Genomic DNA, 23,241 nt, shown 5'->3' with positions numbered 1-23,241 from the left:
TTTCTTCATTTGACGCATTTTTTTATCTGACGAACTGTCCGTCAAGTGAGCAAACCTACTTATGGGACAGCCCCTTTCCTTTTTCGGTATGTTCGTTCTATTTCCCAAAGAGGATATCCAACCAGCCGAGAATCGACATCCACAGCAGAATCCCTATCAACGTTCCCCATATGAGTGCTGTCAACACATTCCCTTTTCTTTCCATCCTATTGGCCTCCCATACAACCAGCTTTATAGTAAAACAGTATGGGTCAAGCTATCAGCTCTTATACCATCCTTACCGTCATGCCATTAAAATTTAATAGAAACAGGACGCAAGTTAAGGAGATTACCACAATCTGACTAGAGCATCAATTTTACATTTCCATGGTATGAATGATGAATTCTTCTCTTTCACCTAAGTCATACCTTCCAACATACACTACACCATATGAACTGGAAGGATGATGCCTCATGAAAGGATTGCGAATCCCCCGAAATCATGAACTCACACTGCAGCGTCGCTTGTCTTCCTTAATCGGACATCTGGTAGAAGTCAATGCGCCGAACACCGGTCTGGAACCCGGACGATTGCAGCGGGTATTCCCGAAGAATTTCATCAAGGTTCATGGAGAGCTCTTCGTTCCCCAAAGCCTGAATTCGATTCGCGTATTCGATGTCAAGTCGCCGGGTAAGACAACACTGGTAGGTGTAAGGACCACCTTCCCTACCCGCGCTGCCTTCAACCAAATCCGGCTTGTCAAAATCGGGTCCGATTATATCGAGCTGCTCGCAAAGGACAAGAATCGTTCTCGAATTCTGCTCCCTTTAAACAAAGTGGAGGGTATCTTCCCTGTGAAGTGAAATCTATTGCAAGTTCACTCCTATCCTGCAGCGTCCAGGTCTGTTTACAAGTCTGGACGCTTGTCTCTCTCACAATCTCTCCCATCGGGGCTGTCTGTCCAGATGGTTCGACGCAAGATGCTTTTGATTCATATATACTCCTGTTATTCGATTTTCAGTACTTGTCCAACCTGTGATAAGATAGAATACAGAATGAACAAGCAATAATTGATTAGCAATAGCACAGGAGGAGTCAATGATGTTGAAGCGTAGAAAACGCTGGATGCCGATTCTGTTTGTCATGATGGGTCTGCTGCTGGTGCTGTCGGCATGTGGTCAGAATGACAAGGGAACTGAAAACGGCACAAACGGTGGAACAGGCTCCACGAACGGCGCGGTCGCACCTGAAGCTGAACCGCCGAAGGACACCGAGGTCAAGGAGAATGTTCCAGATCCGAACGCCAGTCACCCGATTGTCACGATTGAAATGGACAGTGGCAAAACGATTAAACTGGAGCTTTATCCGGAAGTGGCCCCAAACACAGTCAATAATTTCATCTCTCTGGTGAAAAAAGGGTTCTATGATGGGACAGGCTTTCACCGCGTCATCCCCGGCTTCATGATTCAGGGCGGTGACCCTGATGGAAAAGGAACAGGTGGACCCGGGTACGCCATTGCCGGAGAATTTACATCCAACGGCTTTCAGAATGACCTGAAACATACGAAAGGTGTATTGTCCATGGCACGGGCGCAGGATCCTAATTCCGCCGGTTCCCAATTCTTCATTATGGTTGCGGATGCACCTTCACTGGATACCCAATATGCTTCGTTCGGAAAAGTGAACGAAGGTATGGAAACAGCAGAAGAAATCGTAAACCTGGAGCGGGATCAGATGGATATGCCGCTTGAGATTCCCGTCATGAAGAAAGTGACGGTCGATACACTCGGCAAGGATTATCCGGAACTCGAGAAGCAATAAGTATTAATGGGATACCATGCCCCGGCAGTTTTGCCGGCAAAATAAATAAGGACCCGTTCACGCCATATTTGCGTACGGGTCCTTTTTACGTTCCAGCTCACCGCAGTGTTTACAAGCAGGCTGGCTTCTCAATAACAAATAGGCATGTACTGTCAGGCAGCTGCACTGGCATGCCTTCGTCGTCCATAAACTCAACGCGCTTAGCCAATGCCTCGGTATAGCCTTCTTGCAGATAGTGCTGCTGCACGCGAATGATCGCTTCGGCACCCAGCGTCCTGCGTATGCACTCTACATATTCCGTAGGGGTGAAATAGCCGAACTGCTCCTGAACCTCGTGAACATAAGCTTCAGTACCCCAAGTATAGGTATACAGGAACTCCATCGCATCATTGATAGGCATACGTACTTCCGACTCATCCACTTGGTCGTAGGTAATAACTCTGCCTTTGAAATCGGCAGCATACCGCTTTAACCACTCCAGTCCGTCCGACTCCAGAAATCGTATTCTTCTCCAACTGTCGCTCGGCTCGGTCATAATCCCATCCCGGATAATGATGCGGCCCCCAGGTGCGAGCACCTCGTAGGCGCTGGCTAATGCAGCCTCGATGGTCGCCGTATTGAAACGGGAACCCTCCCTCTCAATATAGGAATATAATTCGTGCAAAATGGAAGAAAAGATGACCGTATCCACACTACCCGGCTTAACATAATCCTTGAGTTTAAGCGCGTCTCCTTTCATCACCGTCCATGCCTTTTGTTCCAGTCGCTTGCGTTTCTCCAGCGCTTCGATCACATTTGAGGAGATATCGATCCCGACAGGCCGTACCTGCGGCAGGCGTTCTTCGATCAGGTCAAGCAGCACTCCGCCCCCTGGACCGATATCCAGCACTACCGTTCCCGTGATATAATCCAGAATCACTTTCTTATAATCTCCCGTGCTGTTCATATCACTTAAATAACTTTCCTCATTATGAAACCGATCGTAAGCATCCCGGCGCAAGCCGAAGAGGTCGAACAGCAGCAGTACCGCTTTCTCATAGAGCGGGGACTTTTCCGCTTCGATACAGAATTCAATGAGTTTCTCTGCTGCTTGGGAGAACTGGAAGGTAAAGAAAGCCGTATCCGGCAGCTCCGGTTTTCGTTCCAACCGGTGGGTTAAATGCGGATTGGCCATTACAGGCCCATGAAGACAAGCTCTCCAATCCAATTGTTGCAAGTACTGCTCAATCATTCTCTTTTTGTATACATTCAACTTCTTAACACCTTTGTAATCGTAGTACATATCGTTCATCAAGGGTTCAAAGCTTAGGTGACTCACCCGATCTGTAGACATGTAGTCATCCTGTTCCTCCGCATCGTTCTGACCTTTTCCCCATCTATCCGAATGAAGAGCAAGCAGAAGGACCTTCATGAACTCTTCCAGCGAATAATCCTGTAGTGCGGCCTCCACGTACCAGAGCGTTATGTCCAGAAATCCATTCAGGCCATAGTCGAGATCGGCCTCCCTCTGAATTCCCTGTAACACATTATCAAAATCCTCACCGCGTGCAATGGAAGCCGACCGGAGTCGGCGCAGCCGTTCTTCGTAAGTCCATTTGTCAGGCACAATTCCCGAAGCCAGACTGCGAATGAGCGACTCGACCTCCTCCATAACGGAATACCACAGATCCTCTGATACCGCACCGATAATACAGTGATTTAAAGAAACCAACAGCCGGATGAGCTCATCCGCGCTCAGCAGCCCCCCCTCTGTCAATTTCAGCAACGGCAGGTTTTCCTCGAAGGCTACTTCCCCTCGAATGTGTTGTCCTACCAGCCCATGGGTAAGAATAAGGGTATGCACCATCTTTTCATGAGGAGTCAAAGCGCCCTTAGAGTCCCGGATATGTCGCTCATATAGCTGGGCAGAGCCGATATTATGCAGGAACATATTGATCTCTGACAGCTGCCAGCGAAGACGTTCCCGTACAGTCCCACCTTTGGCTGTTTCTGCCCATACCAGCACTTCTTCAAGCAGCTCTTTAACCCAATAGGAAACAGGCAGCGAATCCAGTATTTTCAACGTGCGCTCTACATAATCCAAGACCGGGTTTGCATCGGCCAGTTGCCCAATGGACGAAATCCGTTCCAGATTCACGATTCGTTCCTCGGCCGATACCAGCTTCGTCAGCCAAGGATAGGTTTGAACCACCGTTTCATCCCCTCGGCGAAAGGCAGTGATGATGTCCAGCGCATTTAGCATAGATAAATCCTCCGCTTCCAGAAAAAATTCACTTCGGTTTGCAAGTCTCTCAGTCTCGATTATAACAAAATCCTTTCCATAGGATTGCCGACGTTTGGTGGTTGCCGAAAGAACAGGGTATACTGGTCAACGAAACTCTATTTGAATATGAAGGAGCGGATCGATATGAGTCTAGCCAATAAAACAGCCCTTATTACGGGTGCAGGTAAAGGAATCGGACGAGCATTAGCGATTGCACTTGCTAAGGAAGGCGTGCATGTGGGTCTCGTTGCCCGTACAGCATCGGACCTGGAGCCGCTCAGCGCCATGGTTACCGAGCAGTACGGCGTGAAGGCCGTCGCGGCTATTGCTGACGTTTCCGTACAAAGCGAAGCGGAGGCGGCATATGCTGCAGTAAACATGGAGCTGGGCTCCGTGGACATTCTCATTAATAACGCTGGGATTGCACAGTTCGGCAATCTGTTGGAGATGGAACCGGAGGCATGGAAACGCATTGTGGACGTGAACCTAATGGGGACTTATCATATGCTTCGTGCCGCTCTGCCTGGCATGATCGCGCAGAATAAGGGAGATATCATCAACATTTCTTCTACGGCCGGTGAACGTGGTTTCGCTACAGGCTCGGCCTATAACGCATCCAAGTTTGCGGTTATGGGACTGACCGAAGCTGTGCTGCAGGAGGTGCGCAAGCATAACATCCGCGTGACTGCCCTGACCCCCAGCACGGTGAATACAGATCTCGCGGTTAACGCAGGCCTGAAGATCGGGGACGAAGATCGGATGATGCAGCCGGAAGACGTAGCTGAGCTTGTGCTGGCGGCTCTGAAGCTGCCGCAGCGCGTATTTGTCAAATCCGCCGGGATTTGGACAACCAACCCGCAATAAAGAGGCGTCGATTAGACGCAGTCTTGCTATAACGTTCAGATCTGGGATATTCCTGGCCACCGGCCAAGGGATATCCTTTTTTATACTCGAAACGCGAATGTGTGGCCCAAAAACGAAGTCCGGCCAAGGAATCCCTATTCTTTTTCCAAACAGAATCAAGTGTCAACAATCCCTGGTCATGTTATAATGACATGGCGTCATATACGAGCGAAAGCCTGCTCCTTAAGCTACACTCTTGGAAAGAAGATGACAACAGCATGATCGCCGACATCATACTTGAAGTGGTACTTCCTATCTTTGTTCTGATCGGCTTTGGCATTGTAATGCAATATGCCTTCAAGCTCGATCTGTATACGCTTGCCAAAATCAATTTTTATTACATCACTCCCGCAGCCGTATTTATGAGTATGTACGAGTCCAGCATGTCACCGCAGCTGCTCGGCATGGTAGCCCTGTTCTATGCGCTCTATATCGGCGTCCTTTACTTGATCAGCACGTTGGTGGCCAAACAGCGCAAATTTAACCGAGGGATGAAGGCTGCTTTTACGAACAGCCTCTTGCTCGATAATTCAGGAAACTACGGTCTGCCGATCAATGACCTGGCATTTAAGGGTGACCCGATGGCCGGCTCGGTGCAAGCGCTGATCATGTCCTTTCAGAGCCTCCTTACGTTCACGTACGGAGTTATTTCTATTCAGGGTGCCAAGACGCAAGGACTATACAAGCAGGCAATCATCGGTTTCTTGAAAATGCCGGTTCCCTACGCCCTTGTCATGGGCATTGTGCTGCATGCTCTCTCCTTGCCGCTTCCCGTCTTTATCTCGCAGCCTTTGACGTATGCGGACCAGTCCATGGTCGCGATTGCTCTCTTGACGCTTGGTGCACAGATTATCAAATATCCGCTTAATCTGCGCCGGTTCGATGTATACCTCAGCGTCCTGCTGCGACTTTTGGTTGCTCCGGTGATCGGCATTGTGATTGTCCTGCTGCTCGGATTAAAGGGTATTCCAGCTCAGGCACTCATCATTGCCTCGGGAATGCCGGTTGGAGTAAATTCATCGATTTTGGCGGAAGAATATCAGAATGAGCCAGACTTTGCTGCACAAACCGTGCTTATATCGACCATACTAAACGTGATTACAATCACCGGCCTCATCACATTAGCCAAATTTATAGCATAGTGCTAACACCATTCATCTAGGAGGATTTACATATGAATTTTGATCTTGCGATTGACCGAAACCGTACAGCTTGCTTGAAATGGGATAATGCCCCAACCGTCTTCGGCGTTACCGATGCACTGCCAATGTGGGTTGCGGATATGGATTTTGCTGCACCTCCTGCTGTTGTAGAAGCACTCCAGCAACGGGTAGAGCATGGGGTATTCGGGTATACCTTTCCGACCGAGTCGTACCGGGAAGCCATTTGCGATTGGATGCAGAAACGTCACAGCTGGACGATCCAACAGGACTGGATTCAATTCTGCCCAGGCGTGGTCCCTGCGCTTCACCTCATCGTGGATGCATTCACCCAGCCCGGAGACCAGATCGTCATTCAAACGCCGGTCTATCCGCCTTTCTATAGCGTCGTTCAGGAGCATGGCCGGGAACTAGTACCTAATCCGCTTCTGTTAAGCGAGGATGGGGACTACTCCATGGATTTTGAGGATTTGGAGAAGAGCTTCTCTACTGGTAACGTTAAAATGATCATTCTGTGCAGTCCTCATAACCCAGTGGGACGGGTATGGAGCAAGGCAGAATTGACTCGTCTAGCCTCCCTCTGCAAAGAGTACGATGTGCTCGTTGTATCCGATGAAATTCATGCGGATCTTGTGTTTGAATCCGGCGCGCATACGCCGTTTGCTGCTCTATCCGAGGATGCCGCTGAGCGTTCCATCATCTGTACTGCACCGAGCAAGACGTTTAATATCGCCGGCTTGAACACGGCGAACATGATCATTCCAAATATACAGCTTCGAAGCAAATTCCGTAAAATACTAAACCGCTATTCTCTCGGCTCGATTACCCCCATAGGAGCTACTGCTACCGAGGCCGCATATCGTGAAGGCAGTCAATGGCTGGATGAGCTTCTCGTGTATATTCGCGGGAACATGGAACTGGTTTCCGAATATGCTCAGGAACATCTGCCCGAACTGAAGGTAGTCATGCCGGAAGCAACATACCTGTTATGGATCGATTTCCGCGGAATGGGCTTGTCCCATGAAGAGTTAAACCGTTTCCTGGTGCAACAAGCGAAGCTTGGATTAAACAGCGGCGCCGCCTTTGGTAAAGAAGGTGAAGGCTTTATGCGTATGAACCTTGCCTGCACACGCGCAACGGTTCAGGAGGCATTATCCCGCCTGCACAAAGCGATTAAGGAATGGCGGAAAGCTTAAAATGACATAAAAGGAGCCGCGCTATATGCGCAGCTCCTTTTATTGTTCTGGCCGTCTGTGAACAGCTTTCCTTACCGCTCGTGAATCTAATGTCCTGTCCCCCCCATTCATTCAGGAACACTTACATCATGGTTCCGCTGTCGTCTTTACCTAAAGTTATTCCTTCGGCCGTTACGGCTCCATTGAGGTCATCCTCTATCACCTGTCCCCGTTCCATCTGATACCCCGCATCCAGCATCGAGCCATCCAGCTGACGAAGCTGCTGATTGACTTGATCCATTTGCTTGAACAGTTGACGATGTTGATAAGCTTGCGCATATTCACTCTGCTGCACAGTCTCATCCAGCTGTTCAAACACCGTTTTGTTCTCGCCCAGCACCTGGCGGTACTGCTCTGCCGCAGCAGTACGGATATCCTGCACCGCGTCCATCATCCCATGCAGGACCATCCTGCAATTGACAAGCTCCTGGCGATCGGCGGAGGAAGTTTCAGGCGTGACCGCAGCCTGTGCATTCTCAAGCTGGGTCTGAAGCTGTCCAAGCTCATTCCCAATCATTCCAAGCTCCTCCATGCTCCCGTCTTGCCCTGCTATGGTCAATTGGTTTGATAGCTGGCTCAGTCTAACCGACATATTCTGAATAGGGCTCATCACGATTCCTCTTTCCTAGGTAGAATTTCTGATTAGAATGCGATAAACCAAGGTTTGCTATTCATGCCGATACTTGGGGCGATCCTTTTAGGTATTGGAATCCTTCAATCTTAGCCGATATAATAGAGTAAGCTATCATAGGAAAGTGGGTAAACTAAAGAATCGCATGATCAAACGCAAAAAAACGACGCTATTCCTCATTGCTGCTTTGTTGCTCGCCATATTTTATATGCAGCTGCAAACGGCTATACCAGGCTTAATCAACGATCTCGATTTGGATCTGGATCATAAAGAGACACCGGAAGTTACTCAGCTTCACCCGTATGTATTACAGCAAAAGAATGAACTCGTCCGTCTTGCTAAGAAAAAAGGGATTTCCATCATCATAACGGACGGATTCCGAAGTCACGAGGAGCAGACCCGAATCTATAATCAGGGCCGCAGCACCAAAGGTAACATCGTGACGAATGCGAAAGCCGGAGAATCCCTGCACAACTACGGACTTGCCATTGATTTTGCACTAAGACTGAAGGATGGCAGCGTCATTTGGGACATGGAATACGACGGGAACGGAAACGGTAAAGCGGACTGGATGGAAGTGGTGGAAATTGCAAAGGACCTAGGCTTCCAATGGGGAGGCGATTGGGCCAACTTTCCGGATTATCCGCATCTTCAAATCGATTTCGGGTTGTCAATCCGGGAATTGAAACGGGGAAAGCTTCCTCCTGTGGACGTTGTAGAAGCAAAGTAAAATGTTCTTATGAACGATAGAATTTTTTGGATCGACATGTCCATCATGATGTGCACATCCCATAGACAGTTTAAGGCCGGCCAGAAGCGTTCTGGCGGCCTTTTTGCGTTGTTGTCCTCGGAGGAAATGTCCTGATCGATTTGTGGCATCCAACCAAATACTTGACATCCCGTTCACACTTTGGTTATATAGTCATATATATAAGCATATAACCTTAACAGAACAATGACGGCAAGGCGGTGATTCGTATTGAGCGGTACCGTGCATCCAGATAATAGGCCCCTGTTCATCCAGATCAAGGAGAAGATCGAGGACCAGATCGTGAATGATCAACTGCTAGAAGGTGAACAGGTTCCTTCTACGACACAGCTCTCCCAATTTTACAAAATCAATCACATCACGGTGTTAAAGGGCATTAATCTGCTGGTTGATGCCGGACTAATTTACAAAAAGCGAGGTGTGGGCATGTTTGTAGCAGATGGAGCCAAGGCAATGCTGCTTCGGACCCGAAAGAATGCATTCGCAGAACATTATGTAGTACCTATGGTACAAGAAGCGGACAAACTCGGTTTGTCCGTGGATGAGCTATTCCAAATCATAACCCAGTTAAAAGGAAGTGACTCCCGTGAATCTTGATGTACAGTTGGATCGCATATCAGTGGCTTACGGCAGCGTTGAAGCAGTTCGCGAGATTTCCCTCCATCTTCCGGCCGGCAAAATCTACGGACTTCTCGGACGCAACGGTGCGGGCAAAACCTCGCTTCTGTCCGTCCTGGCTTCATTTCGCGAGCCCACCTCAGGAAAGGTAACAATCGGAGGCAAGCAGCCCTTTGAAAATGCCAAAATAATGCAGCATGTCTCCTTCATTTACGATGTCGACTATAAAGACGAGACAGATAAGGTCAAGGCAGCCATCCAATCCATTGCGAGATACCGGCCCCAATTCGATTTAGGTTATGCTCTTGATCTTGCCCGGAAATTCAATTTGCCCCTGGACAAACAGCTGAAGCAGCTGTCCAAAGGAATGCAGTCCGCTTTCAATGTCTGCATCGGGCTCGCGAGCCGCTCGCCGATCACTATTCTGGATGAAGCTTATCTCGGCATGGATGCGCCGTCACGCGAAATTTTTTATCGAGAACTGCTGGAAGACCAGGGGCGTCATCCCCGTACCTTCATTCTGTCCACCCACTTGGTATCGGAGATGGATTATTTGTTCGAGGAAGTCATTATCATTCACAAAGGCCGAGTCGTACTGCAGGACGATTATGAGAGTCTTACGTCCAGAGGTGTATCTATTACTGGCCCAGCGGCCAAGGTAGACGAATTCATCCAGGGCATGAAAGTGCTGAATGTACAGCAACTCGGTTCCACCAAAGCCGTCATGGTCTATGGGGAGCTAAGCGAGGCAGCCCTATCAGCTGTGTTGAGGGCAGGACTTGAGATCGGGCCGATCTCGCTCCAGGACTTGTTTATCCATTTGACAGGGGAGGAATATTCCGCATGAAACAGAAGTCATCGGCCATAACCAAGGTATCGACCGAATTGTTTGTTAAGCAAGGCAGCTGGGCTTTGGGATTTCTGGGCATTATCCTGCTGATCTATGTTGGGCTCGGCATCGGAATCAACATCGGAGTCAATGTTCGGGAAGGAGTGTTAGAGGAGGACTTCTTCACCATCGCTTATCGCTCAACCAAAGGATTTATGCTTGTTATCGGCATCATTTCAGCTTATGGCTTTCTAAGCTATTATGTAAGACACGGTATTACGCGGCGAGATTTCTTTAATGGCTCCACCTTGGCGGCCCTCTATCTGTCTCTCGCTTTTCCGGTTGCCATGCCTCTGATCCATTGGATTATCTCGATGTTTGCATCACAAGATGCGGGAAACACCCGGTTGCTGCAAGAGTTTAACAACAGCTGGCTGCTGACGCTCGTTTCCTACAGCGTCCAAATCTTCATCTACTATCTGATGGGGTGGATGATCGGGTCCGGATTTTACCGGTTTGGCTGGATTCGCGGCTTGGGCTGGATCGCCGCAGCCCTTGTGCTGATCGGATTCATGGATGCATTGTGGCAATTCGAGCTGGCTTCCATATGGGAAGAGTGGGTGCCTGTCACGACAGACTTTTCCGTCACGCTGCCGGTTTCGCTGGCAGGCTCCCTGGCCGTTATCCTGATTGCACTGACCCTGATTCGACTGATAACCCGAAGAGTTACGATCAAAATGTAACAGATACGCAAAATAAATGGCTGATCATGGGTAGCAACATCTCTCCCGCGGTCAGCCATCTCACTATCTAACGCATCATATGAAAATGAACGGGAGCAAACCCTCTTTTTCTCCCGTCCAACAAAAGACCTTCAGGTTAATCTCTTAGCCGGGAAAATGCTGATACCATGCATAAATAAACTTACAACGTGACGGGCGAGATCCTCTGCAGACCGCTTGCCGGTCAGAAGCTGCTGGGATGTCAGCCTTTCAATGACACCTACCAAGCTTTCCGCAACAAGATGCATATCAGAATCGCTGTCAAAATAACCGTCGCGCTGCTCTTCCTTCAGATTTTGCTCAATCATGGCGGCCATTTCAGATTTTACAATGACGGAGTCATCTCCAATAAAGAATCCGATTTGTGTCAGATCTGGATCCTTGGCCAGAAAGGTGAATAACCCCGTAAGCACGCCTAGTAAGCGTCCGGTCACATGTTCCTCCTCGATTCCGCCTTCCAATCGGCTTCCCTCGATCATCAACATAAGCTCAGAACGGAACTTCTCCACCAACTCTTTGAAAATGGCTTCTTTGCTCGCAAAATACAAATAGAATGACGGCTGCGTCAATCCAGCCCGGGAAACGATCGTACTGATCTTCGTTTGATGATATCCTGACTTCGCAAATTCACTGGCAGCGACAATCAGAAGTCTTGCCCGGCTCTCTTGTCCGTTCGCACCCTTCTTCCGCAAAGCTATCCAACCTCCGAATCATTCATGATGTAAAGTTACCGTCCATTATACTCCATTAAGTGAAGCTGCTGCTACTTAAAGTCTCGTCTTACACGAACAGAAGACTTTACATCGACCCAAGAACGTTATAACGTAAAAGGATATGATGTTTAGTGTCACTACCAAGAAGGAGATCATTAACATGCAGGAACATACCCAATCCAACTCGGTGAAAATAACCGAGTCATATACCCCGACTTCTAAGCGGGTGCTGATTGTCACGGCGGTGGATGCCGAGAAAGATGCCGTGCAGCGCGGACTCCGCCATGCTCCCGGGTTTGATGTCATCGCGGGAGGTGTGGGGCCAGCGGCTACGGCTGCTGCGACTGCACGCCATCTGATCCAAGGTCCCTATGATCTCGTTATCAGTGCAGGTATCGCCGGCGGGTTTGCTGGCCAAGCTGAGATGGGCTCAATTGTCATTGCGGACTTGATCATCGCAGCCGATCTTGGATCTGAGACCGAGAACGGGTTCAGCAGCGTAGAGGAACTCGGCTTCGGGAACGCTCGGTTTTCCGTGGATATTGCCACTGCCCGCAAACTTGCAGCAGCCATAAAGGAGGCTGGTTCCGTCGTAACCATGGGACCCGTCTTGACGGTTTCCACCACGACCGGAACAGCAGTTACAGCTCAGCGCCTCCTTCACCGGGTGCCGAATGCCGCTGCCGAGGCCATGGAAGGATTCGGCGTAGCCACCGCGGCCGCTGCGGCTAGCGTGCCCGTGCTAGAGATTCGTACCATATCCAATCAGGTCGGTCCACGAGATCGCAGCGCATGGAAGATCAAGGAGGCGCTGCAGGCGCTTGAGACAGCAAGTTCATTACTACCGGAGGTGCTACGATGAGAATTGCCTTTTCACCTTGTCCCAACGACACATTTGTATTTCACGCCTGGGTTCACGGCCTTATCCCCGGTGCTCCTAAGCTGGATGTATCCTACGCGGATATTGATTTCACCAATCACTGGGCGGCCGATGACCGGAAACATGATATTTTAAAAATATCCTATGCCGCACTGCCCTGGGTTTTGGATGAATATGCCCTCTTGCCTTGCGGGGGAGCACTCGGCCGCGGTTGCGGTCCGCTCGTGCTCACGGCGGACAAGCTTGCGGATGGAAAGGCCGCTGACAGTCCGGTTGCACTGTCCGGCCGACGGGTAGCCGTGCCGAGTGAGCGCTCCACGGCCTATCTGCTATTCCGTCTGTGGGCCGCACAGAACATTCCAGGTGGCCTGGGCGAAATCGTCGTTATGCCGTTTGAGCAGATTATGCCTGCCGTACGCGATGGTGCTATAGATGCCGGACTTGTCATTCACGAAGCACGCTTTACCTATCCATCCTATGGATTAAAGCTGATGACCGACCTAGGCAGCTGGTGGGAATCCGATACGAATCTGCCGATTCCGCTGGGAGCCATTGTAGCCCGTCGGTCACTGGATCTGGCTAGTATCTCGAACTGGATCCGTTCCTCCGTCGAATATGCCTGGGAACATCCCGAGGAATCCAGGGACTATGTCCTTTCGCATGCCCAAGAAATGGACCCGGATGTTGCCGATGCCCATATTAACCTCTATGTCAATCAGTTCACAGCTGAGCTGGGCGAAGACGGATATGCCGCGATTTCGGCCCTGCTGAACCGCGCAGCTGATGAAGGGCTTGTGCCGCGAATCGATCCCGATTTGTTGAAGCGCCCCTAGCAGCACCCCATCCATAAGATAGACCTTATAGACACCTGTTCACAGCTAATTTCTTTCAAATCCAGACAACAGAACGCCAAGGGCTCCGGTCAACCGGTCTTTTGGCGTTCTGCTGTTCTTCCGTTTTGTAAATCCCCAGATACTTCGATACATGATCAAAGCTCATCCTTCGATATAAATTCATACAGTTGCCGGTATATGCCGATAATCTCATCCATTGGCATTCTCACCAGCCCACTGGACGATGGTGCAACAAACTCATGCACGCCGTCAATCACGGAGTCCGGCTGAAGACCCCACTCCGCCTTGGCTTTACCGCTAAACTCGGTATAGACACCCTTGCCGACAAAACAGGCAACCTCCGGTCTGTACTTCGCCAGCTTCTCCCGCAGTGTCTCTCTTCCGAGCCTGTACTCTTCGCGGGTAATGTCTTCGGCACCTCTCGTTGGCCTTGCCACGATATTGGTAAACCCATACCCCAGTTTAAGCAATTCTCCGTCCTCTGCGGCTTCATATAAGCGTGGAGTCAAACCGGACTTGTGCAGTATCCTCCAAAAATTGTTACGTGGATTCGCATAATGATGCCCGACCTCGCCTGATCGCAGACTCGGGTTAAAACCGATAAATACAAGAGTCAATCCATAATCCAGATGATCGCTGACTTCGTCCATTCTGATTCCTCCCCTCATCATCCTGGCCTTGGCTTCTCTTGCTCTTAGTGTGAACTTGATGCAGCAGCATTATTGTTACGTTTGCGTATTTGGTGAATGCCCATCACGACGGCGACAAGCTCCCAGTCACCAAGAATATCGCTCTCATTCTGCAGCTGATAGGCTCCGGATTGTAGCCAGCCACTAATGCGGGAAAAATGGGCGACGACCCTTCCAGCATGATCCGTTATTTCATATTCATTGGAAAAGGCAGGCGAAGTGATCTCATATACGCCCCGTTGTCCTGCATCGTACTCAAATTTTTTCGTAAAGAAACTCATCCGCATACGCAGCAGGCCCAGTTCTTCCCCATTACCGCCAGTGATATTCCACTTGTTCGAGAAAAAGCGAAATGAACCGCTGCATACCAGATCTCCCGAAGCATTATATACATCTAGTGAAGAGCCAAGAGCACTCTTCAAATCCAAACTTCCTGTTATATTCCCATCTCTATCCATAATCTCTGTTATACCTGCGCTAAAAAAGTTATCCTTAAAATAAATAGACATATATCTTCTCCCCTTCCTCGATATTCCTGCATACCTGTTACACATTACAACGATTGGCAGCTGAAATTGTTTCAACTATTTGCGGGAAAGATGGGAACCGATCCATAATTTGATTGTCTAATATTCGAGGTGATGCGAGTGGAGTACCTTAAATCAATGGTGGCGGTGAATGATGCAAACACGCTGCTGAGCGATTGGATGGATTCCTACGGCCAGGATGTGTGGAACTACGCATTCTTCTTAACAAAACGTAAAGATGCTGCTGACGATATCAGCCAGGATGTGTTCATGAAAGCATTGAAGCACTGGAATGATTTCCAGGGTCGCAGCTCCGTCAAAACATGGTTGTTAACCATTACCCGCAACCTGTCCTTGAACTATCTCAAATCTTCTTTTGTAACAAGAGTGTCACTAATCGGCTGGATCACCTCCAAACAGACGGAACCTTCCGCGGAAAAGGAGTTTATGGATGCGGCTGCCGTCTCGCAGATCTGGAAATTCGTCATGGAATTGCCGCCCAAATACCGGGAAGTGCTGATCCTGGAATCCCATTACCAGCTGCCCAGAAAAGAAATGGCACAATTGCTCGGCATATCTGAAGGTACGATCAAATCCAGACTGCACCGGGCCCGGGCCCGGATGGAACAGAAGCTGAAAGGAGAGGATGCAGAATGAAGACCGAACACGATCCGCAGCCGGATTGGCTACAGGAACTCGCTTCTTCTCCATTCAACGAGCCGATGTTCACCGAGCAGATGAAATCCGATGTATTGGAGAGCGCTGCTCACAGCTCCAAAAGCCGTAGAAGACGGAGAACTCCATCTTATTTGCTGAGAATGACCACAGGTATATTGGCGCTTCTATTGATTGCTGCGATATGGGGATGGCGCGAAACACCTGCGCTTCAACAGATTATCCCGATTAAAGGTTGGGGAAACGCTGCCGATTGGACTCCTCACAACGTATACTCGGAGAATGGCACAGATAAACTTCAGGCCGTCCAGGGTGGTGATTATGCGGCGGGGTCTCCGGCTGGTGCCCGCTGGAATTTGTTAGCCCCAATTCAAGAGCTTGAAGGTAAAACGATCCGAATCTCAGCTGTTCATCGAGATACAGGGACACCCCTTGAAGAGCTCGCTGAGACAGTAATCACCTCGGATATGGCTTATGATGACTTCACTCGGGTGCATTCCCGTTTCGCCCTGCCCCTCTCCGGTTTATGGCGATTCGAAGTGATGGTTGATGGTGAGAAATACGGGGATATCGTGATCGATGTGCCTGACAGCAGCTGGGAGCCGAGCCCGAGCTTCGTCTCTGGTGATTATGCCATGACCGGCGTAGAAGGCCGTTTGGGCTTTATTCATCCAGGTCTTGTCGCCGGTCAGCCAAACAAGTATATGTGGCATTTCTGGGGGCGTGATGAGGAATTGACCGGGGATCTGGACATCACTGCCGTGAAAAAAGACACCACCGAAATTATTGAGGTCTTTCATTCCAAATTAATGCCAGGAAAGCATAATGGTGCCGATGCCACACTGCCGACAACGATGTCGCTTCCTTCACCGGGGTTATGGCGCATCATGACCAGCATCAACGGTCAATTGTTTGGCAGTGTTATTGTTGATGTGGATGCCCCGTAACGATCACTCTAACGAACGTTCCAACTGCAGCTAGGAAAAACTCATTCTATAAAAAAGCTGCCCCGGTCTGCAGAACATCTACAGAACCGGGGCAGCCCGTTCATAAGGGATCTAATGATCTTATGAATTCACTATCTTTTATTGTTAATCATCCTACTGGTTAGCGTTCAAAGCTTCCTTAGGTACTTCGATCTTGTCGATCTCGTTATGCTTGGAGTAAGAGCTCTTCATCTTCATGTCCAAGGTAACCTTCTCACCTTCGGCGTCCATCACCATGGTCATGTCCAAATCCGTCGTGGAAGGCAAGTAAGTGTCCTTCTGTACGCCGTAAACGATATGGATATTTTTGAGTTCCATTTGATCCATCATGGCTTCCATCTGCGGATCATTCGCTTGATTCATCATAGACTTGGCAAGCTCCTTCAGGCTATCCCCGGATACATCTGCGGTCAGGACATAGATATCCCCCTCTTCCGCAACTTTGAAGTCCTTGGCGATGGATTTGAACTGTTCAACCTGCTGCTCAGGACTTGCACTGTCCGTATCCAAGCCGTCCCGGATCTCCTGCTCCGACTCCTGTGGAACCTTCATCCATTGATCATCCATCTGCATGTATATGCCGTCTTCCGTAATATACTGCTTCATCGCAACTTTGCCATCCGGAGAGTCCATTACAAAGTCCTGCATCATCTCTACCGGATCAAGCGTGATTTGTGAATCAAGCACGATATTTACATTTTGCTCCTGCTTCTCTTCGCCCTCAACCACAATATGCTGCTTTATATCGCCTTTCATTGCAAAGCTCTTTAAATTCTGAGAAGCTTCAGCCGATTTCTGAAGAAGCTCTTCCGCAGTCGGGAGTGCATCCTCTTTCGGTGCTTCTTCAGCTGGCGGTGTTTCTTCTGTTGTAGTTGTCCCCTGCTCCGTTGGCGGTGGCGTTGCATCGCCGGCTGCTTTGTCGTCCTTCCCGCATGCTGCCAAACTCATAATCAAAATTGCCCCTAGTAGTACCGCTGTCCATTTCTTCAATTCTAGTAGCCTCCTAAAATATGTATTCCGCATTACTTACCCATTCTATACGATTCGTAACCTAGTTTGATCAAATTTTCATAAAAAGGTACACTAGACCTAATTCTCTCTTCAGGGAGGCGTAAAGTTTGGAGAACATTCTAGTTACCGGATATCGGGCCCATGAGCTCGGAATTTACAATAGTAAACACCCAGGCATTCCTTATATACGACAAGCGATTACCAACCGTTTGATCCCCCTGTTGGAAGAGGGGCTACAATGGGTTATCACGCCGGGTCAATATGGTGTAGACCTCTGGGCCATCGAAGCGGCTATCAAACTAAAGTCCCATTACACGAATCTGAAGTGTTCCATTCTAACGGCCTATCAAAATCCAGAAGATCAATGGAACGAAGATAAGAAAGCTTATTTTCAGGAGTTGATGAAAGAAGTAGACTTCTATGCTCCTGTCAGCAAAAGCCCTTATCAGGGACCATGGCAATTCACGGCCAGAGACGATTTACTCCTTCGCAAAACTGATGGCATACTGCTGGTGTATGACGAAGACGCCGGAGATGCCAGTCCCCGATTCATTAAGGAACGTGCCCTGAAGAAGCAGGCAGCGGACGGCTACCGCTTCATCAGTATCGGTTCCGAGGAAATTCAGGCAGTTGCCGATGAGGAGAACATGTCGCAGGAATATTACTAGGCTGCATGACGTTCGGCCAAGTGAGGGGCTGAAGGACAACATATCTACTGTAAGAACCGAAGATGTTACAACACTCGAGAAGCGGTGAAACATGCGAATTAACAAATATATAAGCGAAACAAAATTCTGTTCACGTAGAGAAACCAACCGATTGATTGCAGCCGGACGCATTACGATCAATGGTAAGGTATGCGAGAAGGGAGCGATTGTTGAGCCTCACAATATCGTATTAATAGATGGGAAAGTAATTCCAGTTTATGATGGCGAGGCAGTGTATCTGGCTCTCAATAAACCCGTCGGTATTATCTGTACAGCAGCAGAACATGTAGCAGGGAATATCATACAGTTTGTTAACTATCCATCGCGCATTTTTGCCATTGGCCGGCTGGATAAGGCGTCCGAAGGATTGATTTTACTTACGAACGACGGAGATATTGTCAATAAAATCATGCGTTCGGAGCATAATCATGAAAAAGAATATGTGGTGTCTGTGGATAAGCCCGTAACGGACGAATTTATGGCAACAATGGCTCAAGGCGTTGCAATTCTGGACACCGTAACCAAACCATGCCAGGTTTTCAAGGAAAGCGAATATGAATTTCGTATTATTTTGACACAAGGCCTTAATCTGCAAATCCGTAGAATGTGTAAAACCTTGGGGTACAAAGTGCTGAAGCTCGAGCGTATCAGAATAATGAATATTACGCTGGATAAACTGGAACGGGGAAAATGGCGGCACTTGAAGGATGGGGAAGTGCATAAGCTCTTATCTATGTTATAAGCGATCTATTCCCTAACGGAAGATTTGTCCAACATAAAAAGCCATCTTTCAATTTTGATAAATTTGAAAAATGGCTCTCTTTTGATACACGCTCTTATCTGTTTACTTTTTCTATATTTTCAAGTAATCATCAATGTTGGTATAGGTATATCCATGAGCTGCCGCGACAGCTTCATATGTCACCTTGCCGCCGATGACATTAATCCCCTTGGCCAGCGCTTGGTCCTGGCGGGCGGCGGACCGAATTCCTTTGTTAGCAATTTTCAACCCATAGGGTGCTGTCGCATTGGTCAATGCCATGCTGGAAGTACGGGCTACAGCGCCTGGCATATTGGCTACGGCATAGTGAATCACGCCGTGCTTCTCGTAGGTCGGATTGTCATGAGTGGTGATCCGATCGATTGTCTCGATCGAGCCTCCTTGATCAATCGCCACATCCACGATGACCGATCCCGGGCTCATCGTCTTTACCATCTCTTCTGTAACGAGGCGCGGCGCCCGCGCACCAGGGATTAATACCGCACCGACGACCAGGTCGGCAGCTTTGACCGTTTCCGCTATATGATACGGATCGGACATGATGGTATGGACCCGTCCCTGAAACAAGTCATCCAGTTGACGCAGCCGGCCGGGATTAATGTCGAGAATGCTGACGTCCGCTCCAAGACCCAAAGCAATTCTTGCCGCATTGGTGCCGACGATGCCGCCGCCAATTATAGCAACCTTGCCCGGGGCGACCCCCGGAACACCGCTTAGCAGCACACCCTTGCCGCCATGTGCCTTTTCCAAAAAGTGAGCCCCGATCTGAATAGACATTCTCCCTGCTACTTCGCTCATCGGTGTTAAGAGCGGCAAGCTTCCATCAGTCAGCTGTATCGTTTCATAGGCAACGGCAGTCACCTTTCGGTCAACCAGTGCCTTGGTCAGCTCAGGTTCAGGGGCCAGATGCAGATAAGTATATAGAATCATATCCTCTTGAAAGTAATCATATTCCTCTGGCAAGGGTTCCTTTACCTTCATAACCATTTCGGCTTTCCAAGCCTCTGCAGCCGATGCAACCACCTTGGCTCCAGCCGCACCGTAATCTTGATCCGTAAAGCCAATTCCCAAACCGGCTCCAGATTCCACAAGTACTTCGTGTCCGGCATTTCTGAAGTTGATCACGGTACCCGGCGTCATACCTACGCGATTTTCATTGTTTTTGATTTCTTTAGGTACCCCAATAATCATCCAACTAGCCTCCTTCATGGTCACTTTGCCTATCTAATTGCATTGTACCCATTTTGCCTATACTATGTACCGGTCTTTAAAGGGAAGTTTGTCCGTCTGTCCGTCTATGTTAATATCTATATGTCTTGAATGTGCATGCATACATACAAAAAAGAGCCTGGCCTTTAGGCCAAGCTCTTGATTTAACAGTCAATACGCTATGAGATTTTGAAAGCTGACACGGTATGGTTCAATTCTTCTGCCAGCTCGGCAAGGGATTGCGCCGTTGCTGCCGTTTCCTCACTGGTCGCTGCCGTTTCCTGCGTTGATGAGGAGATGGTTTCAATTGCTGTAGCAACCTCAGCAGCCTGGGCTGCCTGTTCCTCACTTGCGGCGGCGATATCCATGACTTTGCCAGCTGACTCATTTACCATGCTGGTGATGTGGGCAAAGGCCTCACCGGCCTTTTCGGTCTGGATAACCCCATAATGTACTGCCTCCACGCTATCCGCCGTATTCTTCTGCATACCCAAGATGATTTCGCCGATTTCCTTCGTTGCTCCCCCGCTTCGTTCCGCTAATTTGCGTACTTCATCGGCTACGACGGCGAAGCCCCTGCCTTGATCGCCGGCCCGTGCAGCTTCAATCGTGGCATTAAGAGCAAGCAAATTCGTCTGCTTCGCAATATCGTCGATGACTTCAATAATCTTGCCAATACGCTGGGAGTCTGCTTCGAGTTTGCCGACATGATCCCGTACCCGGTTCATGCCTTCGACCGACTGCTGGACGATTCCCCTGCCTTCCGCCGCTATTCCAGACGTCTGGTTAACAAGTTCGGATGCTGCCGAAGCATCGCTTGCCACAGAAGTGATGGCGTTTGACCATTCATGAAACAACTCACTGACCGTTTGCACTGATTCCGCCTGATTGCTGCTTCCGACAGCCAGCTCCTCCGCTCCAGCCGATAGCTGTTGGGAAGCAGCAGCTACGGAGGTTGCGTTCATGTTCACTCTGCCGATCATTTCCTTCATACTGCCCAGCAATTGAGCGAACACCCGGGACAATGTGCCGATCTCATCGGCTCTGCGAAGATAAGCCGCAGGTACTTCCTTCGTAAAATCGCCTTTTGACATGAACTCACCGATTGAAATAGAGACCTTCAGCGGTTTTACGATAGATCTTGTCAACAAGATCACTACAACGGCCATGAGAATTAAAGTGCTTATCCCCGCAATGATGATGGAGCGAATCAATGCATCCGAGTTCGCCGTAATCTCATCCATTGGGATAATGATGGCGGCAGACCACGGTGTCTCAGTCAAGCCTGCCTGTATCGGCATATATAGTTTGTACAGTCTGGCATCTTCCTCGGTATAGACCTTCCCTTCCCGAATAGCATCCAGAATAAGAGGCACCGTCTTGCCCGGGTAAGCTTTCTCCAAGGCCATTCCCATCAGGCCTTCTTCCGGGGTCGTAACAATAACTCCGGTATTAGAAAAAATATGTGCAAAACCCGTATCAAATAATCGGAATTGCTCCATGATGCTCTGCAGATGGGCTAGCGTAATATCCACACCTACTACGCCGACCGTCTTTCCATTGTCGATAATCGGTACGATGAGCGATGTCATCATGACCTCTTCATTGCCTACTTTAAATACATACGGATCCATGATAACTTCTTTGCCGCTGTTCTTAACGAGAAGATAGAAATCACCTTCTCCTTCCTCTTCATAATCTTCGATTACGGACCGTTCCAGCCCTGCTTCTGTCCTCGCCCAGTAGGACATCATCCTCCCCGTCTGATCACTGCCCAGCTTGTTTCTGTATTCATTATCACGTCCATCAAAAGCATCCGGCTCCCATAAAGTCCAGATCCCTTTCCAGGACGGATTGTTTTCCAGGTTTCTCTTTAACATTTCGCTAACAGCCGCACGATCCGCTGTGTCACTCTCTTTCATTCCTACAAAGCTAACAGCCAATGTACGTGCAGAGTTCGTGACATCATCGAGTTCTGCCTGAACCAGCGCGCCGATCTTCTCGCTCGTTGCCTCGGCCAGCATCTTGGCCGAACTTAGAGCTTCATTCTTGGAATTCATGCTGAGATAAGTCATCATGCTAGTTAAGAGTATCGTAATAGACCCCAATATAATAAGAAGCATACGAGTCTGGAGCTTCATTGCAAACAGAGATTTCCATCGTTTCATTATGTGTTAACCTCGCTTCTTCCGGCTGATAATTTCATTCCATTCTTCTTCAAGCTGCACTAAAATCTCCTCAATCTCCTCTAGTAACAAGAGATCATCACCGTTACCATCTGCTAGGCCTATCCTCATACACCAAGCATCCACCTTTCGTGCTTTCTGACTATATCTATTCTGTATCCTAAGCATATACACTTACATACTGTTCGTAACCGAAATTATTTTGCGTTAGCGCGCAATAATTTTGCGGGCCTATTTGCGGTTATTGTCGAATCATTAAAAAATGAGATAAGCTCTTGAAAGATGATCTGCTTCATGATCGAATACAGGTTAGAATCTAGCTCGTTTGGACAAAATCCAAATCCGACAAAATCCCCATCTGCTTTGCTTTTAATGCAGCCTCAATGCGCGACTTTACACTCAGCTTTTGAAACAAATTGGTTAAACAGTATTCCAGTGAACGCTGACTCATAATCACGGTCCCAGCAATCTCTTTATTGCTCTTCCCTCGCGCAATCTCCTTCAAAATACTATATTCTTTATCCGTTATGGATTGGGACATTGCTGCCCCGGTTGTCCGTTCCGAGCCACTCGGGGTAACTCGGCGAAGCTGCTTCACTAATGTCAGAGGAAGAACAACCTCTCCGCGAAGCGCGCACCGAACAGCTGTCACCAACTGCTCTTTGCCTGATGTTTTTGAGACAAAGCCAGCCAGACCGGTCTCCAGGATCAGGTTAAAGTGATTGCTGACTTCAAACCCCGTATAAATCAGCATCACCGCATCAGGTTTTATTTCTAGAATTTTTCCGGCCAGGTCAATTCCGTTCATTCCAGGCATGTGCATATCAATCAGCATTACATCAAAATTTGTAGTTCTCACCAGCTCGAGTGCCCGTTCCGGCGTATTGGCAAGTTTGACAAACATATCTTTTTCCTGTTCAAGCAGTACCTTGGTTCCCTCCATTACCGAGGGATGATCATCCACTAACAAAATTTCAATCATCGTCATTCTCGGCCCCTTCCATCTGGTATCTCGTTAAGCAATACGGCCAA

The 23,241-nt window shown here is 48.9% G+C and carries 25 protein-coding genes; 15 read left to right on the top strand and 10 right to left on the bottom strand.

Going from position 1 to position 23,241, the window contains the following annotated elements; genetic code table 11:
• Window positions 1–453: 453 nt before the first annotated feature.
• Window positions 454–843 (top strand): hypothetical protein, encoded by a 390-nt coding sequence (locus tag AM231_RS02355; protein ID WP_054401198.1) that lies wholly within the window; start codon window positions 454–456, stop codon window positions 841–843.
• 238 nt (window positions 844–1,081) lie between these two features.
• Window positions 1,082–1,801: a peptidylprolyl isomerase gene (locus AM231_RS02350; protein WP_054401197.1), complete on the top strand. Its 720-nt coding sequence runs from the start codon at window positions 1,082–1,084 to the stop codon at window positions 1,799–1,801.
• A 109-nt stretch (window positions 1,802–1,910) separates the two neighbouring features.
• On the opposite strand, the gene AM231_RS02345 is transcribed toward AM231_RS02350, so the two are convergent.
• Entirely contained in the window at window positions 1,911–4,043 is a 2,133-nt protein-coding gene (locus tag AM231_RS02345; RefSeq protein WP_054401196.1) for a class I SAM-dependent methyltransferase, read from the bottom strand.
• 165 nt (window positions 4,044–4,208) lie between these two features.
• Between AM231_RS02345 and AM231_RS02340 the strand changes: the two genes are divergently transcribed.
• The 3 genes from AM231_RS02340 to AM231_RS02330 all read left to right on the top strand — a co-directional run bounded on the left by AM231_RS02340 (window position 4,209) and on the right by AM231_RS02330 (window position 7,323).
• Window positions 4,209–4,928, top strand: a complete 720-nt coding sequence (locus AM231_RS02340; protein WP_054401195.1) for a 3-ketoacyl-ACP reductase — start codon at window positions 4,209–4,211, stop codon at window positions 4,926–4,928.
• 257 nt (window positions 4,929–5,185) lie between these two features.
• The gene (locus AM231_RS02335; RefSeq protein WP_054401194.1) at window positions 5,186–6,109 is read left to right on the top strand and encodes an AEC family transporter; all 924 of its coding nucleotides are present in this window, start codon (window positions 5,186–5,188) and stop codon (window positions 6,107–6,109) included.
• A 32-nt stretch (window positions 6,110–6,141) separates the two neighbouring features.
• A complete protein-coding gene (locus AM231_RS02330) occupies window positions 6,142–7,323 on the top strand; it encodes a MalY/PatB family protein (RefSeq protein WP_054401193.1) in 1,182 nt (393 codons plus the stop codon).
• A gap of 121 nt (window positions 7,324–7,444) precedes the next feature.
• Here AM231_RS02330 and AM231_RS02325 read toward each other — a convergent pair whose 3' ends face one another.
• The gene (locus AM231_RS02325) at window positions 7,445–7,972 is read right to left on the bottom strand and encodes a hypothetical protein (RefSeq protein WP_054401192.1); all 528 of its coding nucleotides are present in this window, start codon (window positions 7,970–7,972) and stop codon (window positions 7,445–7,447) included.
• Between the two features lie 166 nt (window positions 7,973–8,138).
• Between AM231_RS02325 and AM231_RS02320 the strand changes: the two genes are divergently transcribed.
• The 4 genes from AM231_RS02320 (at window position 8,139) to AM231_RS02305 (ending at window position 10,952) form a co-directional block, all read left to right on the top strand.
• Window positions 8,139–8,723, top strand: a complete 585-nt coding sequence (locus AM231_RS02320) for a M15 family metallopeptidase (RefSeq protein WP_054401191.1) — start codon at window positions 8,139–8,141, stop codon at window positions 8,721–8,723.
• 249 nt (window positions 8,724–8,972) lie between these two features.
• Window positions 8,973–9,359, top strand: coding sequence for a GntR family transcriptional regulator (locus AM231_RS02315; protein ID WP_054401189.1), 387 nt, complete (start codon window positions 8,973–8,975; stop codon window positions 9,357–9,359).
• Complete coding sequence (locus AM231_RS02310; RefSeq protein WP_054401187.1) at window positions 9,349–10,227, top strand: ATP-binding cassette domain-containing protein; 879 nt, start codon at window positions 9,349–9,351, stop codon at window positions 10,225–10,227. Before AM231_RS02315 ends, AM231_RS02310 begins: the two co-directional genes overlap by 11 nt.
• On the top strand, window positions 10,224–10,952 hold the full coding sequence (locus tag AM231_RS02305; protein ID WP_054401185.1) for a Tat pathway signal protein: 729 nt from the start codon (window positions 10,224–10,226) through the stop codon (window positions 10,950–10,952). The genes AM231_RS02310 and AM231_RS02305 overlap by 4 nt, the downstream gene beginning before the upstream one ends.
• Window positions 10,953–11,083: 131 nt before the next feature.
• Here AM231_RS02305 and AM231_RS02300 read toward each other — a convergent pair whose 3' ends face one another.
• On the bottom strand, window positions 11,084–11,683 hold the full coding sequence (locus AM231_RS02300) for a TetR/AcrR family transcriptional regulator (RefSeq protein WP_054401183.1): 600 nt from the start codon (window positions 11,681–11,683) through the stop codon (window positions 11,084–11,086).
• 181 nt (window positions 11,684–11,864) lie between these two features.
• Here AM231_RS02300 and AM231_RS02295 point away from each other — a divergent pair, with 181 nt between their 5' ends.
• Both AM231_RS02295 and AM231_RS02290 read left to right on the top strand, forming a co-directional pair.
• Entirely contained in the window at window positions 11,865–12,566 is a 702-nt protein-coding gene (locus AM231_RS02295; RefSeq protein ID WP_054401181.1) for a futalosine hydrolase, read from the top strand.
• Window positions 12,563–13,417, top strand: coding sequence for a 1,4-dihydroxy-6-naphtoate synthase (locus tag AM231_RS02290; protein ID WP_054401179.1), 855 nt, complete (start codon window positions 12,563–12,565; stop codon window positions 13,415–13,417). The genes AM231_RS02295 and AM231_RS02290 overlap by 4 nt, the downstream gene beginning before the upstream one ends.
• A 155-nt stretch (window positions 13,418–13,572) precedes the next feature.
• Here AM231_RS02290 and AM231_RS02285 read toward each other — a convergent pair whose 3' ends face one another.
• Together AM231_RS02285 and AM231_RS02280 are read right to left on the bottom strand one after the other, a co-directional pair.
• Complete coding sequence (locus tag AM231_RS02285; protein WP_054401178.1) at window positions 13,573–14,088, bottom strand: mismatch-specific DNA-glycosylase; 516 nt, start codon at window positions 14,086–14,088, stop codon at window positions 13,573–13,575.
• 44 nt (window positions 14,089–14,132) lie between these two features.
• Complete coding sequence (locus AM231_RS02280) at window positions 14,133–14,636, bottom strand: LURP-one-related family protein (RefSeq protein WP_054401176.1); 504 nt, start codon at window positions 14,634–14,636, stop codon at window positions 14,133–14,135.
• Between the two features lie 156 nt (window positions 14,637–14,792).
• Between AM231_RS02280 and AM231_RS02275 the strand changes: the two genes are divergently transcribed.
• Window positions 14,793–15,311 carry an RNA polymerase sigma factor gene (locus AM231_RS02275; RefSeq protein ID WP_054401175.1) on the top strand — a complete coding sequence of 173 codons (519 nt, stop codon included), beginning with the start codon at window positions 14,793–14,795 and terminating at the stop codon, window positions 15,309–15,311.
• On the top strand, window positions 15,308–16,276 hold the full coding sequence (locus tag AM231_RS02270; RefSeq protein WP_054401173.1) for a DUF4871 domain-containing protein: 969 nt from the start codon (window positions 15,308–15,310) through the stop codon (window positions 16,274–16,276). The genes AM231_RS02275 and AM231_RS02270 overlap by 4 nt, the downstream gene beginning before the upstream one ends.
• Window positions 16,277–16,429: 153 nt before the next feature.
• Here the strand turns inward: AM231_RS02270 and AM231_RS02265 are convergent, their stop codons facing one another.
• Window positions 16,430–17,305: a DUF6612 family protein gene (locus AM231_RS02265; RefSeq protein WP_054401170.1), complete on the bottom strand. Its 876-nt coding sequence runs from the start codon at window positions 17,303–17,305 to the stop codon at window positions 16,430–16,432.
• A gap of 128 nt (window positions 17,306–17,433) precedes the next feature.
• Between AM231_RS02265 and AM231_RS02260 the strand changes: the two genes are divergently transcribed.
• Together AM231_RS02260 and AM231_RS02255 are read left to right on the top strand one after the other, a co-directional pair.
• Entirely contained in the window at window positions 17,434–17,994 is a 561-nt protein-coding gene (locus tag AM231_RS02260) for an SLOG family protein (protein ID WP_054401168.1), read from the top strand.
• A 91-nt stretch (window positions 17,995–18,085) separates the two neighbouring features.
• Window positions 18,086–18,775 (top strand): pseudouridine synthase, encoded by a 690-nt coding sequence (locus AM231_RS02255; RefSeq protein WP_054401166.1) that lies wholly within the window; start codon window positions 18,086–18,088, stop codon window positions 18,773–18,775.
• A gap of 111 nt (window positions 18,776–18,886) precedes the next feature.
• On the opposite strand, the gene ald is transcribed toward AM231_RS02255, so the two are convergent.
• From ald to AM231_RS02240, 4 genes are all read right to left on the bottom strand, one after another.
• Window positions 18,887–20,005 (bottom strand): alanine dehydrogenase, encoded by a 1,119-nt coding sequence (gene ald / locus AM231_RS02250; protein WP_054401165.1) that lies wholly within the window; start codon window positions 20,003–20,005, stop codon window positions 18,887–18,889.
• 197 nt (window positions 20,006–20,202) lie between these two features.
• Window positions 20,203–22,191 carry a methyl-accepting chemotaxis protein gene (locus AM231_RS02245; RefSeq protein WP_054401163.1) on the bottom strand — a complete coding sequence of 663 codons (1,989 nt, stop codon included), beginning with the start codon at window positions 22,189–22,191 and terminating at the stop codon, window positions 20,203–20,205.
• Between the two features lie 6 nt (window positions 22,192–22,197).
• Entirely contained in the window at window positions 22,198–22,320 is a 123-nt protein-coding gene (locus AM231_RS30160) for a hypothetical protein (protein ID WP_278044602.1), read from the bottom strand.
• Between the two features lie 205 nt (window positions 22,321–22,525).
• Window positions 22,526–23,191 (bottom strand): response regulator transcription factor, encoded by a 666-nt coding sequence (locus tag AM231_RS02240; RefSeq protein ID WP_054403516.1) that lies wholly within the window; start codon window positions 23,189–23,191, stop codon window positions 22,526–22,528.
• Between the last annotated feature and the right edge of the window lie 50 nt (window positions 23,192–23,241).

The organism is Paenibacillus solani, assembly GCF_001277345.1.
Taxonomy (GTDB): domain Bacteria; phylum Bacillota; class Bacilli; order Paenibacillales; family Paenibacillaceae; genus Paenibacillus_AQ; species Paenibacillus_AQ solani.
This window is presented reverse-complemented; position numbering and strand designations above follow the sequence as displayed.

What these genes read in the sequence shown, in the direction of transcription:
- AM231_RS02355 (WP_054401198.1), top strand. Translation starts at nt 454, where the DNA reads ATGAAAGGATTGCGAATCCCCCGAAATCATGAACTCACACTGCAGCGT.
- AM231_RS02350 (WP_054401197.1), top strand. Translation starts at nt 1,082, where the DNA reads ATGTTGAAGCGTAGAAAACGCTGGATGCCGATTCTGTTTGTCATGATG.
- AM231_RS02345 (WP_054401196.1), bottom strand. Translation starts at nt 4,043, where the DNA reads ATGCTAAATGCGCTGGACATCATCACTGCCTTTCGCCGAGGGGATGAA.
- AM231_RS02340 (WP_054401195.1), top strand. Translation starts at nt 4,209, where the DNA reads ATGAGTCTAGCCAATAAAACAGCCCTTATTACGGGTGCAGGTAAAGGA.
- AM231_RS02335 (WP_054401194.1), top strand. Translation starts at nt 5,186, where the DNA reads ATGATCGCCGACATCATACTTGAAGTGGTACTTCCTATCTTTGTTCTG.
- AM231_RS02330 (WP_054401193.1), top strand. Translation starts at nt 6,142, where the DNA reads ATGAATTTTGATCTTGCGATTGACCGAAACCGTACAGCTTGCTTGAAA.
- AM231_RS02325 (WP_054401192.1), bottom strand. Translation starts at nt 7,972, where the DNA reads ATGAGCCCTATTCAGAATATGTCGGTTAGACTGAGCCAGCTATCAAAC.
- AM231_RS02320 (WP_054401191.1), top strand. Translation starts at nt 8,139, where the DNA reads ATGATCAAACGCAAAAAAACGACGCTATTCCTCATTGCTGCTTTGTTG.
- AM231_RS02305 (WP_054401185.1), top strand. Translation starts at nt 10,224, where the DNA reads ATGAAACAGAAGTCATCGGCCATAACCAAGGTATCGACCGAATTGTTT.
- AM231_RS02295 (WP_054401181.1), top strand. Translation starts at nt 11,865, where the DNA reads ATGCAGGAACATACCCAATCCAACTCGGTGAAAATAACCGAGTCATAT.
- AM231_RS02290 (WP_054401179.1), top strand. Translation starts at nt 12,563, where the DNA reads ATGAGAATTGCCTTTTCACCTTGTCCCAACGACACATTTGTATTTCAC.
- AM231_RS02285 (WP_054401178.1), bottom strand. Translation starts at nt 14,088, where the DNA reads ATGGACGAAGTCAGCGATCATCTGGATTATGGATTGACTCTTGTATTT.
- AM231_RS02280 (WP_054401176.1), bottom strand. Translation starts at nt 14,636, where the DNA reads ATGTCTATTTATTTTAAGGATAACTTTTTTAGCGCAGGTATAACAGAG.
- AM231_RS02275 (WP_054401175.1), top strand. Translation starts at nt 14,793, where the DNA reads ATGGTGGCGGTGAATGATGCAAACACGCTGCTGAGCGATTGGATGGAT.
- AM231_RS02270 (WP_054401173.1), top strand. Translation starts at nt 15,308, where the DNA reads ATGAAGACCGAACACGATCCGCAGCCGGATTGGCTACAGGAACTCGCT.
- AM231_RS02255 (WP_054401166.1), top strand. Translation starts at nt 18,086, where the DNA reads ATGCGAATTAACAAATATATAAGCGAAACAAAATTCTGTTCACGTAGA.
- ald (WP_054401165.1), bottom strand. Translation starts at nt 20,005, where the DNA reads ATGATTATTGGGGTACCTAAAGAAATCAAAAACAATGAAAATCGCGTA.
- AM231_RS02245 (WP_054401163.1), bottom strand. Translation starts at nt 22,191, where the DNA reads ATGAAACGATGGAAATCTCTGTTTGCAATGAAGCTCCAGACTCGTATG.
- AM231_RS30160 (WP_278044602.1), bottom strand. Translation starts at nt 22,320, where the DNA reads ATGAGGATAGGCCTAGCAGATGGTAACGGTGATGATCTCTTGTTACTA.
- AM231_RS02240 (WP_054403516.1), bottom strand. Translation starts at nt 23,191, where the DNA reads ATGATTGAAATTTTGTTAGTGGATGATCATCCCTCGGTAATGGAGGGA.